The sequence below is a fragment of the Sphingomonas cellulosilytica genome (assembly GCF_052321755.1).
GTDB lineage: Bacteria > Pseudomonadota > Alphaproteobacteria > Sphingomonadales > Sphingomonadaceae > Sphingomonas.
The window spans coordinates 15,789-31,329 of sequence record NZ_JBQRTT010000009.1 but is presented as its reverse complement, the minus strand read 5'-3'; the positions used below and the strand labels follow the sequence as shown (position 1 = coordinate 31,329).

10 protein-coding genes are annotated in these 15,541 nt (G+C 68.7%); 5 read left to right on the top strand and 5 right to left on the bottom strand.

Going from position 1 to position 15,541, the window contains the following annotated elements; genetic code table 11:
- The first annotated feature begins 212 nt into the window (after window positions 1-212).
- Both ACTZQ5_RS12790 and ACTZQ5_RS12785 read left to right on the top strand, forming a co-directional pair.
- Window positions 213-971, top strand: coding sequence for a Crp/Fnr family transcriptional regulator (locus ACTZQ5_RS12790; RefSeq protein ID WP_443585575.1), 759 nt, complete (start codon window positions 213-215; stop codon window positions 969-971).
- 142 nt (window positions 972-1,113) lie between these two features.
- Complete coding sequence (locus ACTZQ5_RS12785; protein WP_443585574.1) at window positions 1,114-3,651, top strand: PAS domain-containing hybrid sensor histidine kinase/response regulator; 2,538 nt, start codon at window positions 1,114-1,116, stop codon at window positions 3,649-3,651.
- Window positions 3,652-3,661: 10 nt separating this feature from the next.
- On the opposite strand, the gene ACTZQ5_RS12780 is transcribed toward ACTZQ5_RS12785, so the two are convergent.
- The 4 genes from ACTZQ5_RS12780 to ACTZQ5_RS12765 form a co-directional block, all read right to left on the bottom strand.
- Window positions 3,662-4,189 (bottom strand): MarR family winged helix-turn-helix transcriptional regulator, encoded by a 528-nt coding sequence (locus ACTZQ5_RS12780; RefSeq protein ID WP_443585573.1) that lies wholly within the window; start codon window positions 4,187-4,189, stop codon window positions 3,662-3,664.
- Window positions 4,190-4,303: 114 nt separating this feature from the next.
- On the bottom strand, window positions 4,304-5,416 hold the full coding sequence (locus ACTZQ5_RS12775; protein WP_443585572.1) for an endo-1,4-beta-xylanase: 1,113 nt from the start codon (window positions 5,414-5,416) through the stop codon (window positions 4,304-4,306).
- A complete protein-coding gene (locus ACTZQ5_RS12770; RefSeq protein WP_443585571.1) occupies window positions 5,413-6,996 on the bottom strand; it encodes a rhamnogalacturonidase in 1,584 nt (527 codons plus the stop codon). Before ACTZQ5_RS12770 ends, ACTZQ5_RS12775 begins: the two co-directional genes overlap by 4 nt.
- A gap of 71 nt (window positions 6,997-7,067) precedes the next feature.
- A complete protein-coding gene (locus tag ACTZQ5_RS12765; RefSeq protein ID WP_443585570.1) occupies window positions 7,068-10,280 on the bottom strand; it encodes a TonB-dependent receptor domain-containing protein in 3,213 nt (1,070 codons plus the stop codon).
- A 302-nt stretch (window positions 10,281-10,582) separates the two neighbouring features.
- Between ACTZQ5_RS12765 and ACTZQ5_RS12760 the strand changes: the two genes are divergently transcribed.
- Both ACTZQ5_RS12760 and ACTZQ5_RS12755 read left to right on the top strand, forming a co-directional pair.
- Window positions 10,583-12,196: a glycoside hydrolase family 43 protein gene (locus ACTZQ5_RS12760; protein WP_443585569.1), complete on the top strand. Its 1,614-nt coding sequence runs from the start codon at window positions 10,583-10,585 to the stop codon at window positions 12,194-12,196.
- A complete protein-coding gene (locus ACTZQ5_RS12755; protein ID WP_443585568.1) occupies window positions 12,193-13,764 on the top strand; it encodes an MGH1-like glycoside hydrolase domain-containing protein in 1,572 nt (523 codons plus the stop codon). Before ACTZQ5_RS12760 ends, ACTZQ5_RS12755 begins: the two co-directional genes overlap by 4 nt.
- Window positions 13,765-13,800: 36 nt before the next feature.
- On the opposite strand, the gene ACTZQ5_RS12750 is transcribed toward ACTZQ5_RS12755, so the two are convergent.
- Window positions 13,801-14,724, bottom strand: coding sequence for a LysR family transcriptional regulator (locus ACTZQ5_RS12750; protein WP_443585567.1), 924 nt, complete (start codon window positions 14,722-14,724; stop codon window positions 13,801-13,803).
- A gap of 105 nt (window positions 14,725-14,829) precedes the next feature.
- Between ACTZQ5_RS12750 and ACTZQ5_RS12745 the strand changes: the two genes are divergently transcribed.
- Window positions 14,830-15,528 carry a pirin family protein gene (locus tag ACTZQ5_RS12745; protein WP_443585566.1) on the top strand — a complete coding sequence of 233 codons (699 nt, stop codon included), beginning with the start codon at window positions 14,830-14,832 and terminating at the stop codon, window positions 15,526-15,528.
- Window positions 15,529-15,541 lie beyond the last annotated feature (13 nt).

The window sequence follows — 15,541 nt, the reverse complement described above, 5'->3', positions numbered from 1 at the left end:
GTGCCGCCGCCGGCCGTTCGCCATGGCAGGTAGTGCAGGATTACGTCCGCAGCCTCTGGCCGCGCTGAGGCCAGAAAGAGGCGGGCCGGCGTCGTCGACGCCGGTTCGTCGGGACAGACTCCTGCCAACCGACTGGCAAGAGAAGCGTTTTGGTACGAAACCGGGCATATCTGCTCTTGCTGCACCACTTGGAAGCTCCATAGACGGAGCCGATGGACCATCTGATCGACGAGCCGCAGATCATCCGGGGGACGGGGCAGCGCGCGGCACAGACCGACAATTTCCTGCTGCAGAATCTGGCGCCCGCCGATTTCGCCATGCTGCGCCCGCATCTGGAGCGGGTGCCGTTCCGGACGGGCGAGGCGCTGGCGCGGGCCGGGGAGCCGATCGACAGCGTATGCTTTCCCGAAGGCGCGATCGCCGGGATCATCGATGCGCTCGACGGCGATCACCGGTTCGCGGTCGGGCTGGTCGGGCAGGAAGGCTTCGTCGGCTGGCCGCTGCTGCTCGGCGACGACATCTGGCCGCACGACGTGGTCATGCGTGCGGAGGACGGCCAAGCCCTGCGGCTGCCCGCGCGGGTGCTGATGGAGGCGGTCGATCGCAGCGACACGCTGCGCCGCACGCTGCTGCGCTTCACCAACGTCATGATGCTGCAGATGAGCCGCACCATCGTGTCGTCGCTCGCCCATTCCATCGAGCGGCGGATGGCACGCTGGATCCTGCTCTATCACGATCGCGTCCGGGCCGACGAGATCTGCATGACGCACGAGGAATTCCGGCTGATGCTGGGCGTGCGCCGCTCCAGCGTGACCGATGCGCTGCACCGGCTGGAGGAGGAACAGGCGGTGCGCACCAGCCGCGGCCGGGTGATCGTCGCCGATCGCGGCAAGCTGCTCGACCTGGCCGGCGACACCTATGGCCGTGCCGAGCGGGAATATCGTCGGCTCATCATCGGGAATGCGCCCTAGGCCCGCTGCGCGGCGCCTGCGACGGAACGTTGCCCGATGGCTTCCGCTGGTGGAGATGCTCGGCTAAGTTATTGCCCCATGATGGATGCGCCGACCCCGAAGCCTGCGCGCCGCCAACCCGCTTGCAGGACCTGACCACCCGATGTCGGACGCATCCGCCCGAAGCCTGCCCGATACTGCCGCGCTCGGCTTCCTGACCGGCGGGGGCGAGTGCGGCCGGCTGATCGGGGCGCGGGACTGGGCGGCGACCCCGCTCGGCCCGATCGAGGCATGGCCGCAAAGCCTGCGCACTGCCACCGCCATCCTGCTGCGTTCGCCGGTGCCGATCGTGATGCTGTGGGGCGAGGACGGCGTCATGCTCTACAACGATGCCTATTCCGCCTTCGCCGGCGGTCGCCATCCGCACCTGCTCGGCTCCAAGGTGCGCGAAGGCTGGCCGGAGGTCGCCGACTTCAACGACAATGTCATGAAGGTAGGACTAGCTGGCGGTACGCTGCATTACCACGACCAGGAACTGACCCTGTATCGCCATGATCGGCCGGAACAGGTGTGGATGGACCTCGATTACTCACCGGTGCTGGATGAGAGCGACACGCCGGGCGGGGTGATCTGCATCCTGGGCGAGACGACCGAACGCGTGGCGGCGGAGCGGCGCACCGCGTTCCTGCTGTCGCTCGCCGATGCGTTGCGTCCGCTCGAGACGCCGGGCGCGATCATTGCGCTGGCGGCGGAACGGCTGGGCGACTGGCTGGATGCCAGCCGCGTCTTCTATGCCGAGATCGCCGCCGGCCTGATGACGGTGGACAGCGATCATGCCCGCGGTGTGCCCTCGATCGTCGGGCGGCATTCGCTCGAGGCATTCGGGCCCGACCTGCTCGGCGCCTATCGCACCGGCCTGCCCGTCGTGGTGCGCGACGTGCAGGGCGACGATCGGCTGAGCGCCGCGGCCCGCGACGGTCTGACGGCGCGTTCGGTCGGCGCCTTCGTCGACGTCGTGCTGTTCGAGGAAAGCGAATGGGTGGGGCTGCTCGCCGTGCAGTCCGCCGTGCCTCGCGTCTGGACTCCCGCCGAGGAGAGCCTGGTCCAGGAGGTCGGCGAGCGGGTCAAGACTGCGGTCGAGCGTGCCCGTGCCGAAGAAGGCCTGCGCGAACTCAACGAGACGCTGGAGGAGCAGATCGCGCTGCGCTCCGCCGAGCGCGACCGGCTGTGGAACCTGTCGCAGGATATGCTGGCGCGCGCCGATTATGCCGGCATGATGTCGGCGGTCAGCCCGGCCTGGACGCAGGTGCTCGGCTGGTCCGAGGCCGAATTGCTCAGCCGCGGCTATGCGAGCTTCATGCACGCCGAGGACGAATCGCATACGCTCGCCTCGATCGCCCATATGGCCGAAACGCGGCGGCCGACACGGTTCGAGAACCGGATCGCGACGCGATCGGGCGGCTGGAAGCACATCGAATGGACGGTCGCGCCCGAGGCGGACGGCGTCAATTTCGTCGCGGTCGGCCGCGACCTCAGCGATGCCAAGGCGCGCGAGGCCGATCTGGAGGTCGCGCAGGAAGCGCTGCGGCAGAGCCAGAAGATGGAGGCGATGGGCAGCCTGACCGGCGGCGTTGCGCACGATTTCAACAACCTGCTGACCCCGATCATCGGATCGCTCGACATGCTGGTGCGCAAGGGGCTGGGCAGCGAGCGCGAGCGGCGGCTGATCGGCGGTGCCCTGCAATCGGCGGAACGCGCCAAGACCCTGGTCCAGCGGCTGCTCGCCTTCGCACGTCGCCAGCCCTTGCAGCCGACCGCCGTCGATATCGGCCGGGTGGTGGACAATATGGCCGGGCTGATCGCCGCGACGCTGGGACCGACGATCGACGTGCGCGTCGACTTGGCCGACGTGCCGCCTGCGCGAGCGGATCTCAACCAGCTGGAGATGGCGCTGCTCAACCTGGCGGTGAACGCGCGCGATGCCATGCCCGATGGCGGCACGCTGACCATCGCGGCGCGCGCGCAGAGCGTGACGATGCGCGACGGTCGCGGCCTGCCGCGTGGCCATTACGTCCGGCTGAGCGTCGCCGACACCGGATTCGGCATGGATTCCGAAACGATGAAGCGTGCGGTCGAGCCTTTCTTCTCCACCAAGGGCGTCGGCAAGGGCACCGGGCTGGGCCTCTCCATGGTCCATGGCCTGGCCGCGCAGCTCGGTGGCGGCCTGACCATCGACAGCACGCCCGGCGAAGGCGCGACGATCAGCCTGTGGCTGCCGATCAGCGTGACGACGGTGAGCGACGACGAACGGCCGGTGGAGATCGCACCGGGTACCATGGGGCGGGGGACAGCGCTGTTGATCGACGACGAGGAACTGGTGCGGATGAGCACCGCCGACATGCTCGCCGATCTCAGCTATCGCGTCGTGGAGGCCGGCTCGGCGGAGGAGGCGCTGCGGTTGCTGCGCGGTGGTCTGGAGCCGGACCTGCTGGTGACCGACCATCTGATGCCGGGGATGAGCGGCGCGCAGCTCGCCCGCGAACTGAAGGCGAGCCGCCCGCACCTGCCCGTGCTGATCGTGTCGGGCTATGCCGAGGAAGAGGGGATCGACGCCGACATCCCGCGGCTGACCAAGCCGTTCCGTAATGCCGAGCTGGCCGCCAGCCTGTCTGCATTGTCGGTGCTGACGCGAAGCGGCTGAGGGCCTGCCGTCAGGCCGCCTCGGCGCCGCGCATCGATAGCGGATGGGGCGCGGCGTGGAAGGCGGCGAACTGGCGTTGCACATCGTCGCTCATCAGGTTCTGCATGATCGTCCAGTAACCCGCGACCGCATCCTCGCCCGAGGCGGCATAGGCGCGGCTCATGTTGCTGTGCAGGCCGGCGAACAGGCGCTGTTCCAGCGCGGTTCCGGCGGGGGTGAGCGACAGCAGCCGCTGGCGGCGGTCGGCCTCTCCCTGGCGTTGCTGGACGAGTTCGCGCTCCACCAGTCCGCCGAGCACCCGGCCGAGCGACTGTTTGGTGACGCCGAGCAGGGTGATGAGGTCACCGACCGACAGGTTCGGCTGCCGGGCGATGAAATACAGGCAGCGATGGTGCGCCCGCCCGAGGCCGAGCGCCGCCAGTTCCGCATCCGAATGGCGCAGGTGCGATTTGTGGGCGAACAGCAGCAGATCCATGCCGCCGCGGATGACGTCGTCGCGCAGATATTGGGCAGCCGGTGGCTTGATCGGATCGGGCATGTGTCGCTTCTCGGGTGTCCGTGACAAGGGGCGGGGACCGATGCAAGCACCGCCCCCCGTGTGTCAGACGACACGCAAGGACAACATCCGCACCCTATTTCGCAAAAAAACCGCTCAGGCGCGTGGCGGTGCGGCAGCGAAGGCCGCGGCGATGGCGTCGCGCATCGGCTTGGGGCGAAAGGCGGCGTCGAACGGACACGGGCGCTTGGTCAGCCCGTCGGCGCGCGGGCGGAAGCCGTTGAGCCAACTGTAGCGGTCGCTGAGGCCCCAACACATCACCGTCTTCGTCTGGGGGTAGGAGAGCATCAGGTCGAGATAGGCGCGGGTATGCGCCGCGACTTCGGCATCGCGCCGCGCGATGGCACCGGGCAGGGGATTGTCGTGCACGTCCATCTCGGTGACCAGCAGGTCGAGGCCCATCGCCGTCACGGCGTCGAGGAAGTCGCGCCAGCCGCGTTCGTCGATCGCGCCGAGGCCGGTCGGACTGTCGCTGTATTTGCTGCCGAGATGGCTCTGCACCCCCAGCGCATCGACGGGCGTGCCGCGCGCCTTCATGCCTTCGAGCAGCTTGAGCACGGCGGCGCGGTGCACGGCCTCGTCCTGCCGCCAGCCCATATAATCGTTGTAGACGAGCTGCGCCCTCGGCGCCGCCTGGCGCGCGGTGTGGAAGGCGATGTCGATCACCGCCTGCGCCCCGATCGGCTTGGACAGCGCCGTCTCGCGCAATGTGCCGGTATCGGAATCGATCGCTTCGTTGACCACGTCGAAACTGTCGACGCGGGGGGCGTAGCGGCCGGCGACGGTGCGCACATGGTCGGCGAGCAGTCGCTCCGCCTCGGTTCGCGGGTTGGCGCCGAAATCGTAGGTCTTGATCCAATCCGGCATCCAGCGTTCGGAATGCCAGAGCAGCGTATGGCCGCGCACGCCGAGCCCGTTGGCGCTCGCCCAATCGACGATGCGATCGGCAGCGCGAAAGTCGAAGGTCCGCGCGTCAGGCCGGGTCGCAGACCATTTCATCTCGGTTTCCGGCACCACCAGCGCGCATTCGCGGGCGTTGAGCGCGCGATAGGCGGGATCGTAGAAGTTCTTGTGGCCCATCGTGCTGCCGAAGCGGATGCCCTTGGCTGCGGCGATGCCGCCCAGCGTATCGCGGCCCCTGGCCATAGCGGGCAGCGGCAGTGCGAGCGCTGCCATGCCGCCGATCAGGCTGCGCCGGTCGATCGTCATCGTCCGATCTCTCCCGTGAACGGTCCCGCGATCGTGCGGTCGGGCAGCGAGCGGCTGCCGAAGCTGCGGAAGTCGGTCACGTCACGCAGCGCGAAGCCGATACCGGCCGGCACCGTCATCCGGAACGCGTCGACGCCCGCGACATCCTCCAGGCGAAAGGCGGGACGCGGGTCGGCGGCGGCGACCGCGACCTCGACGTTGGCGAGGCTGAGGCTGCGGACGTGGCGTGCGAACAGGCCGGTGGCGGGCAGATCGCCGAACATCGTCGCCTCGGGGTAGCCCAGTTCCTCCTCGGGCGGTTGCAGCCGTGCCATCGCTGCCGGTGCGCCGCCGACATGGTGGAGATGGACGTCGCTGATCGCCACGTCCTCGATCGGGTGACCGGCAAGGCCGGCGATGACCGAGGGCAGCATCGTCGCGTTCGAGCTGACCAGATTCTGGATGCGGATGCGGCGCATCGTGCCGATCGCCCGCCCCTTCGGCCCGCGCATCCGCTTGCCGAGGCGCAGGAACAGCGGCGCATCGACGATGCCGCGCATCGTGATGTTGCTGACCACGACGTCCTCGATCATCGCGCCGTCCACCGTTTCGAAGGCGAGCCCGCGGCTGTCCTCGAACACGCAATTGCTGATCGCGATGTTGCGGAAGCCGCCATTGCTTTCCGTGCCGAACTTGATGCGGCCGTGGATCGTCTTGGCGAAGGATGCGGGCATCTTTTGCCAGGTGCCGTCGAGCACCGATCCGATCCGGTAATTGCCGGTGACGAAGCAATTGGCGATCGTCAGGTTTTCGGTGATGCGCGGCTCGCCGAGCGCATAGCTGCTCTTGGGGCAGATCGCGTCGTCGTAGGGTGAATTGACCGTGCAGTTGCTGATCCGGACATTGCGGCAGCAATCGACGTCGAAGCCGTCGCGGTTGGTGTCGACCAGCAGATTGTCGATGGTGAGGTTGTCGACGCCGGTGGCGAGCAGCGCGAACCAGCCGCCCTCCAGCATCCGGAAATCGCGGAGCAGGACGTTGCGGCAATTCTTGAGCGCGATCGCCTTGTTGCCGGTGCCGGGACCGTTGGGGTCCTTCAGCCAATTGTCCTTGCCATCGCCGCGGCCGAGGCCCTTGCCCCAGATCAGGCCTTGGCCGAGGATCGCGATATCGTGCAGCCCCTCGCCCCAGATCAGGCTGTTCTTCCAGTGGCTGTGGCCGAAATCCTGGAACATGTCCCATGGGTTGGGCTCGGCATGGTCGTAGCCGCCGCCGGCGCCCGGTGCGGCGGCGAGGATCGTCGCGCCGGCGTCGAGATACAGGGTGACGCGGCTCTTCAGGCGGATGGTGTAGCAGGCATAGGTGCCCGCCGGGACCAGCACCGTGCCGCCGCCGCGCGCCGCCGCCGCCTCGATCGCGCGGTTGAAGGCGGGGGTGTCGATGGTGGTGCCGTCGCCCTTTGCGCCGAAGTGTCGGACGTTCAGCCAGCCTTCGCCGGATGACACGGCGGTCGGTGCAGCGGTTTGCGCCGCGGCGCCGGCGGAAAAGGCGGCGAGGCCTGCCGACCCGCCCATGATGATCGAACGGCGATCGAGCGTCATCGCGACCGGCTCCTTTGCAGACAAAAGCGGGCGGGGCGGCGAACGGGCCGCCCCGCCCAGGGAGGGGACGGTTAGAACTTCAGGGTCGCACCCAGGAAGAATTCGGTGCCGAGCACATCGTAGGTCGCCGAGAAGGTGTTGGCGTTGGGCCCCTGGGTGGTGATCGGCGGATTGGTGTTGAAGATGTTGTTGGCGCCGCCGAACAGCTGGATCTGCTTGGCGATGTCATAGCTGAACGACAGGTCGAAATAGTTGCGGTCGTCGAGCTTGGGGAAGGAGATGCTGGCCAGCGTCGGCGTCGCCGCCGATCCCTGGCGATACGGCACCACGAAGCGGTCGGTGGTGACCGGCCCGATATAGCGGTGGCGCAGGCTGAGGCTTAGATCCTCGATGTTCCAGGTGATCCGGCTGGTGCCCCGCCAGCGCGGCAGCGGCTGGCCGCAGGTTGGGCCGAACGATCCGGCGCACTTGTTCTGGATGTTGGGGAAGGCCGCGACCGGAGTCGAGGTGAATTCTGCTAGCCAGGTATAGTTGGTGCCAAAGTCGAGCGAACTGCTGCTGCCGAAGCCGGGCAGGCCGAAGCCAAGGTTGACGCGGTAGCGCGCAGCGAAGTCGATGCCCGAAGTTTTGAGCGACCCAGTATTCGCATTGAGGATCCGCGCGACATAGGGATCGTTGATTTCGCCCGTGGTCGGATTGCGGTTGATCGCGCGGCAGAACTCGCTGTTGGCGTCCTGCAGCACCGTATAGCAGAGGTTGAAGGTATTCTGCAGACCGCCGCCGAGCGAGGATACCGCCCCTTCCAGCGTAATGTTGAAATAATCGACGCTGAGGTACAGGCGCGGTGCCGCCTGGGGTGTGATGACGACGCCGGCGGTATAGGTGTCCGACTTTTCCGCGCCGAGGTTCGGGTTGCCGCCGAAATCGGCAGGGATGATCGTGTTGGGCTGCACCACGGAGGTGAAGACGTTCGCGGCCGGCACGCCGGTGGCGATGCACACCGCGCGCACCGCCGCGGTCTGCTGCGCGGCGGGCGCGCGGCTGGAGCAGGGATCGGTGGCGACACCCACGACGCGGTTGATGCCGCCGTACAGCTCGCCGACGTTGGGCGCGCGGATCGCGCGCTGGTACTGGCCGCGGAAGGCGAGGTCGCGGTTCACCCGCCAGTCGAGCCCGCCGAGATAGGTCCACACCCCGCCGACGCCCGACAGGCTGTAGTTGGAATAGCGGAAGGCGCCGTTGGCGACGAGGCTGTCGATGAACGGCGTGTCGTGGATCAGCGGCACGCGGATCTCGCCGAACACTTCCTTGACGCTGGTGCTGCCGCGCGTCGGCAGGCCAGGGTTGAAGCCGGCGACGTCGCCCGACGACAGGAAGCTGTCAGGCGTGAACTGCGCGCTCGTCTTGCGCCATTCGTAGCCGTAGGAGAAGCCGACGGGGCCGGCGGGCAGCTTGAACAGGTTGCCGGTGATGCTGCCTTGCGCGACCTGCTGCGTCGCGATCGTCGTGTTGGTGGCGCTGATCGCGATCGCCGAGGCGCATGCGGCCGAGACGTTGGCACCGAAGATGTTGCAGACCGGCGCCGCGCCGTTCACCGACAGCAGGTTCTGTTGCAGGCGGCTGCGCGAGATGGCGTTGCGCAGCAGCAACGTGTCCTCGCTGCGCGCATAGGTGTAATAGACGTCGTACTTGAGGTCGGTCAGAAAGTTCTCGCTGACGTCGCCCAGGTCGCCGCGGAAGCCCCAGGCACCGCGGAACACGTTGCGCCGCTCGCTCGCCTGACGCGCGCCGACCTCGACGTAGCGGCGGCCGGCGGTCAGCACGGCGAGGCCGTCGCCCGGCGTGGTGGTGCGGGTCAGCGTGCCGCTGGTGACGGTGGTGGTGCCGGTTTCGGCGAGATCGAGCTGGCGCAGCACCGCCTGCAATTGCGGCGTCAGATAGGGATTGTTGACGTTGAACAGCGTCGGCGAGCCGACGTTGGTCGGCGCAAGCCGCGCATCGACCACGTTGTTGCTGTAATGCAGCTCCATGTAGCCGGTGATCTTGTCGCTGAAGTCGTAGTGACCGAAGCTGTTGATCATCCAGCGTTCCTGCGGCTGGATCAGGTAATTGTCGGGGCCGAGGTTGAAATCGTCCTGCGGTGTGATCTGCGGACGCGCGGCGGTGCCGGCGTTGTTGAAGGTGAAGCCGCGGCTGGTCAGCTGGCCGAGCCCCGCCGCCGCATAGGCCGCGTTGAGCGCGGCATTCGATCCGCCGAATGCGGGGATGCCGGAGAAGCGGCCGTTGGGGATGTCGCCGCTGCCGCCGGCGACGAAGCCCAGCGCACCACCGCCCGCCACGCAGCCGAGGCCGGCGGCGGGGGTGAAGGGCGTGCCGGCGCGGGTCGCGCTGACCGTGTCGCGGGTGACGCAGCCGTCCTGCAGCGAATCATAGGCGAAGCTGCCGCGCTCGCCACGGGTGATCGCGCCGCGCTTCAGGTAGTTGCCGGCGACGACGAGGTTGCCCTTGCCCTCGGCGAAGTTGCCGCCGAGCGTCAGGTCGAAATTGTACACCGGGGTGCCGGTCGGCCGGTCCATGTTGACCTGCGCACGGCCCTCGACGCCTTCGAAATCGTCGCGGATGATGAAGTTGACGACGCCGGTGATCGCGTCCGAGCCATAGACGGCGGAGGAACCGCCGGTGACGATCTCGGTCCGCGCGACGAGCGTCGAGGGGATGGTATTGAGGTCGGTGACCTGTTCGGGGCCGAAGATCGCGAAGCGGCGGCCGTTGACCAGCACCAGGTTACGGGTCGAGCCGAAGCCGCGCAGGTTGACGTCGGCATAGCCGCCCGGAACGGTGTTGGAGGTGGCGCCGCCCAATTGCGAGCCCACCGCCTGCGGCAGCTGGCTGAGCGTGCGCTCGACGTTGACGTTGCCCGACAGCTTGATGTCGTTGGCGTCGACGACGCTCACCGGGGTGGAGGCATCGAAGCCGTTGCGGGCGATGCGCGATCCCGTCACGACGATGTCGGCGCCGGTGCCTTCATCGGCGGCCTGGCCAGCGGCGTTGACCGCGCTGCCGGCCTGGCCGTTGGGGTCCTGCACCGTGCTGGTCTGCGGGTTGCCATCGGCGTCGGTCGGCGCGGGCGGCAGCTGCGGCTGTTCGCCGGTGGGGGACGCGGGCGAGGCGGCGCCGGGCTGCACGGCGGTCTGCGCGGCGGCGGGCGCGGCGGCAAGGCCGAGTGCGAGCATCGTGCCGCACAGGAACTGCGCGCGACGGCGGCGGTGGACGAGGTCCTTCATGCAATCCTCCCTTTGTTGCGGCGCTGTGCTCGGTCGCAGGACCGGCCAGCGCTCGCGGTGTATCGGCGGACAATCCGCTGTGCCGTTCCGCCCCCTCGGCGGATTGGCGTACCATATTATGGGAAGCCTTATTATGGTTGAGGGATGCGGTGTCAAGAGGTAGCGTTACCATCATGGATGTGGCCTAACCATCTGATGGGACGGCTATATGTCGGACTTTATTCCCGCTGCCCGAGCATTGGGAGCGAGATAGCGCTAACGAGGCGGGGCAGCAGCGCCGCCCACGAAGAGGGAGAGACAGGATGACCGGACGAACCAAGGGCTGGTGGCTCGCCGCATGCCTGCTGGCGACCGGATCGGCCGGCGTCGATGCCGGACCTGCGGCGAAGACCTATGCCAATCCGATCCTCTATGCCGACTATTCCGATCCCGACGTGATCCGGGTCGGCAAGACCTATTACATGGTCGCGTCCAGCTTCCATTTCTCGCCGGGCATTCCGATCCTCGCCTCCAGCGATCTGGTGCATTGGCGTATCCTAGGCCACGTCCTGCCGCGGCTGCCGTTCGCGCCGGAATACGACATGCCGGGGCCGCACACGCTGACCGATGCGATCTCCAAGCCGGTCGGCGGCACGCGTTATGCCGGCGGCGTCTGGGCGCCGTCGATCCGCTTCCATGCCGGCCGCTTCCACGTCTATTGGGCGACACCCGACGAGGGCATCTTCATGGCGACCGCGGCGCGGGCGGAGGGGCCGTGGAGCGCGCCGGTCAAGGTGATCGACCAGCCGCTGCTGGAGGATCCCTGCCCGTTCTGGGACGATGACGGCACCGCCTGGCTGGTGCATTCGCGCCACGGTGCCGGTCCGCTGATCCTCCATCGCATGAGCGCGGACGGGACCCGCGTGCTCGACGCCGGCACGGTGATCGTCGAGGACAAGGCGAAGCTGCCGATCCTCGAAGGGCCCAAGGTCTACAAGCGCGGCGGCTATTACTACATCCTCGCGCCCTTCGGCGGGGTCGAGAAGGGCGCGCAGGTGGCGCTGCGCGCGCGATCGATCCGCGGGCCGTACGAGCAGCGCGTGGTGCTGAGCCAGGGGAGCACCGCGGTGCAGGGGCCGCACCAGGGCGGCTGGGTGGAGACGCCCTCCGGCGAGGGCTGGTTCATCCATTTCAACAGCACCGGCGCATTCGGCCGGATCACCTATCTGGAGCCGCTCGTCTGGAAAGACGATTGGCCGATGATCGGGCAGCCGATCCCCGGCACCGACGGCGGCCAGCCCGTCGCGACTTTCCGCATCCCCGACACCGGGTCGCCGCCGTCGCGCGACCGGTTGCAGGATTCGGACGGCTTCGATTCGCCGCGGCTCGGCGTGCAATGGGAGTGGAACCACAATCCCGATGCCGCGCGCTGGAGCCTCACCGCCCGGCCCGGCTTCCTGCGGCTGACCGCGGGGCGGGCGGATCATCTGGTCACCGCGCGCAACACGCTGACGCAGATCCTGCAGGGGCCGCGCCGCCGGATCACCGTGCGCATCGATCCCGCCCGGATGACCGACGGCCAGCGCGCCGGCCTGTCGCTGTTCGGCGTGCGGCCGAGCTGGATCGGGCTGGTGCGCGATGGCGGCACGACTCGCGTGACGCTGGCGAGCGAGGGACGCGAGACGCCTTCGGTCGCGCTGACCGGGCGCGGTATCGACCTGCGCGCCGAGGTGGGGCCGGAGCAGACGGTGCGCTACAGCTACAGCCTGGATGGCGGGCGCCGGTTCGTCGCACTCGGCGATGCCATTCCGCTGGCGCGCTTTTCGTGGTGGAAGGGATCGCGGCCGGCGCTGTTCACCTACACGCACAAGACGCCGGGCGGGTCGGTCGACATCGACTGGGTCCGCGTCGAACCCCTGTCGGGAGATGCCGCATGATCGATCGTCGCCTGTTCCTCGCCGCCGGCGCGGCGCTGACCGTGCCGGGCGCGGTGCGCGCCGCCGCGGCCCCCGCCGATCCGGATGCGCCGCATTTCACCACCGGCAACGCGCGCTGGCAGGCCGCCTATGACAAGGCGCTCGCCATCCTCGCCGGCAACGTGCAGGTCATGCCCTATGTCAACCGGCCGGTGCTGATCGAGGGATCGGTGTACCGCGGCATCTGGCAGGAATGCGGGCCGCACGAGGCGCTGGTCTATCGCAAATGGCGGCCCGACGTGGCGCGCGACAGCCACCTCACCTTCTTCGAGCTGCAACGCGCCGACGGGCAGCTGCCGGCGAACAACAAGGAGACGGAGACCGGCTTCGGCCAGATCCAGATGGTGGTGCCGATCGCCGCCACCGCCTGGGAACTCGCCCGCGCGACCGGCGATTCGGCGTTGCTCGAACAGGCGTATCGCGGCGGTGCGATGTGGGATGCGTGGCTGGGCCGCTATCGCGACACGCGGCGGACCGGCCTGGTCGAGGGCTTCTGCACCTACGACACCGGGCACGACAACAGCCCGCGCTGGCGGGGCCTTCCCAACCAATGCCCCAACAAGAACGCCAAGGTGCATGCCGCCGACCCGGCGCTGCCGCGGCTGTGCCCCGACCTGTCGGCGACCGTCTATGGCGGCCGGCTGGCGCTGGCGGCGATGGCGGATGCGCTCGGCCAGCGGGTGGAGGCGGAGCGCTGGCGCGAGCGGGCCGAGGCTTTGCGGGGCGCGATCGTCGCGCGCCTCTGGTCGGCGGAGGATGCGGCCTTCTATGATCGCGATCCGCAGGACCGGTTCGTCGCGATCCGATCCGACATCCTCAGCCGGATGTGCGGCGAACGGGTGCCGGACCAGGCGATGTTCGACCGGATGTGGGAACGGCAGCTGGGTAACCCCAAGGCGTTCTGGACACGATTCCCGCTGCCCTCGATCGCGGTGAACGATCCGACGTTCGTGCGGCCGATTCCGGCGAACAGCTGGGGCGGCGCCGCGCAGGCGCTGACCGCGCTTCGCGCAGGGCGCTGGTTCGACCATTACGGCCGCGGCGCCGAGTTCACGCGGATGATGGATCAATGGTGCGAGGCGATCCAGGCGGACATGAGCTTCCGCCAGCAGATCGATCCCGACACCGGCGTCTTCACCAAGGGGGCGGACGAGCCCGATTATTCGCCCTGCGCGCTGGTGATGGTGGACTATACCTGGCGGCTGATCGGCGTGCGCGAAGAGGGCGAGGACCTGCACTGGACGATCCGGCCGCGGCATGCCGCCGCCCGCGACGCAGTGCTGGCGCTGCGCACCGATGGCGGGCGGCGGGCGGCGATCCGCTATCGCGGGGACGGCGCGGAACTGACGCTGGACGGCCGGCCGGTGGCCCGCGTCTCGGGCGGCGCAGCGCGGCTGGTGACCGACGCGGCGGGCGTGCCGAAGCGGCTGGTCGGCGTCGACCCGGCGTCGCAGCGGGTCAAGCTGGTGCGGCCGGGGCAGGGGGATCGGACGGTGCGGCTGCGCGTCAACCAGCAGCTGGCGGTGTGATCGGGTGAGCGGCCAAGGGTGGCCCCGTTCGACCGATCACCCCTGTTCGCAGCTCCACGGCGCCTCCTTCAACGCCTGTGCGAGATGGTCGATCACCACCTGCACGCGCAGCGGCCTGAGCGGGGAGGGTGGCATCAGCAGGTAGAGCGCGAGGGGAGGCGCGGACCAGTCGGGCATCACGACCTCCAGCGCGCCCTCCTGCAGGTCGCGCCAGACGAGGAATTCGGGTTGCAGGGCCAGCCCCGCGCCGGCGCGCAGGGCGGGGGCGAGCAGGTCGGCATTGTCGGTCCACAGGCCGACGCGGGGGGTCACCGCCTCCTCGCCGAACTGCGGATGGGTGAAGCGCCACAGCCCCGGCGAGGCGCCGCCGGTATAGGCGAGCGCGCGATGATCGCGCAGCTCGGCGGGGTGGCTGGGGCGGCCGTGCGCATCGAGATAGGCGGGCGCGGCGACCGGCAGCAGTCTTACCGTACACAGCCGCCGCGCGAGCAATGACGAATCCTCCAGCCGCGCGATGCGCAGCGCCAAGTCGAACCCCTCGGCGATCAGATCGACGTGGCGGTCGCTCAGTGCGATATCCAGCGTCACCTCGGGATAGGCGGCGAGGAAGCCGGGCAGCGTCGCCGCCATATAGCCGATCCCGAACGACAGCGGTGCGCTCACCCTGACGCGGCCGCGCGGCGCCGCCGATTGTTCGGTCGCCTCGTCCTCCGCCGCCTCGCCCTCGCGCAGGATGCGGGTGGCGCGCTCCAGCACGCCGCGCCCGCCCTCGGTCAGCGTCAGCTGCCGCGAGGTGCGCGCGAGCAGCGCGACGCCCAGTCGCGCCTCCAGCCGGGTGATCGCCTTCGACACGGTAGGATTGGCGAGGCCGAGTTCCTGCGCGGCACGCGCGAAGGAGCCGGTTTCGGCGACCTTGGCGAAGATCGCCCAGGCTTCGAGATCGGGGAGACGGCGTGGCATTTTCGGCAACGATGCAATGCCATCATTGCCGTTTCGTCAAGCGGCATCATCGCCCATCTTGCTTGCAACGGAGCGAAACGCCGCTCCCCGCCAAGGAGATACGCCATGATCGAACGCCGCCCCTTCGCCGAACTCGGTGGTGCCAACCACGGCTGGCTCGATGCCAAGCACCATTTCTCGTTCGCCAGCTACTACGATCCCGCCAAGATGGGCTGGGGGCCGATCCGGGTGTGGAACGACGACACGATCGCCGCCGGCACCGGCTTTCCGCCGCATCCCCATGCCGACATGGAGATCATCACCTACGTCCGCGACGGCGCGATCACGCATCAGGATTCGCTCGGCAACATCGGCCGGACCGAGGCGGGCGACGTGCAGGTGATGAGCGCGGGCTCCGGCGTGCGCCATTCGGAATACAACCGCGAACCCGGCGAAACCCGCATCTTCCAGATCTGGATCGAGCCCAAGAGCCGCGGCGGCCAGCCGTCCTGGGGCGCCAAGCCGTTCCCCAAGGGCGACCGCGCGGGGGCGTTCGTGACGCTGGCGAGCGGCATCGACGGCGATAGCGACGCGCTGCCGATCCGCACCGACGCCCGCGTGCTCGGCGCGACGATCAAGGCGGGCGAGACGGCCGAATACGCGCTCGGCGCCGGCCACCACGCCTATCTGGTCCCCGCCACCGGCGCGATCGACGTGAATGGCGTGCGCATCGATGCACGTGATGGCGCCGCGATCAAGGATGAGGCCATCCTCTCCGTCACCGCGCTGGAGGATGCCGAAATCGTCCTTGTCGACGCCGCCTGACGCCAACCATTCG

Bases quoted from the DNA above. Each gene is read 5' to 3' on its own strand.
- ACTZQ5_RS12765 (WP_443585570.1), bottom strand. From the start codon at position 10,280: ATGAAGGACCTCGTCCACCGCCGCCGTCGCGCGCAGTTCCTGTGCGGC.
- ACTZQ5_RS12755 (WP_443585568.1), top strand. From the start codon at position 12,193: ATGATCGATCGTCGCCTGTTCCTCGCCGCCGGCGCGGCGCTGACCGTG.
- ACTZQ5_RS12745 (WP_443585566.1), top strand. From the start codon at position 14,830: ATGATCGAACGCCGCCCCTTCGCCGAACTCGGTGGTGCCAACCACGGC.
- ACTZQ5_RS12790 (WP_443585575.1), top strand. From the start codon at position 213: ATGGACCATCTGATCGACGAGCCGCAGATCATCCGGGGGACGGGGCAG.
- ACTZQ5_RS12780 (WP_443585573.1), bottom strand. From the start codon at position 4,189: ATGCCCGATCCGATCAAGCCACCGGCTGCCCAATATCTGCGCGACGAC.
- ACTZQ5_RS12785 (WP_443585574.1), top strand. From the start codon at position 1,114: ATGTCGGACGCATCCGCCCGAAGCCTGCCCGATACTGCCGCGCTCGGC.
- ACTZQ5_RS12750 (WP_443585567.1), bottom strand. From the start codon at position 14,724: ATGCCACGCCGTCTCCCCGATCTCGAAGCCTGGGCGATCTTCGCCAAG.
- ACTZQ5_RS12760 (WP_443585569.1), top strand. From the start codon at position 10,583: ATGACCGGACGAACCAAGGGCTGGTGGCTCGCCGCATGCCTGCTGGCG.
- ACTZQ5_RS12770 (WP_443585571.1), bottom strand. From the start codon at position 6,996: ATGACGCTCGATCGCCGTTCGATCATCATGGGCGGGTCGGCAGGCCTC.
- ACTZQ5_RS12775 (WP_443585572.1), bottom strand. From the start codon at position 5,416: ATGACGATCGACCGGCGCAGCCTGATCGGCGGCATGGCAGCGCTCGCA.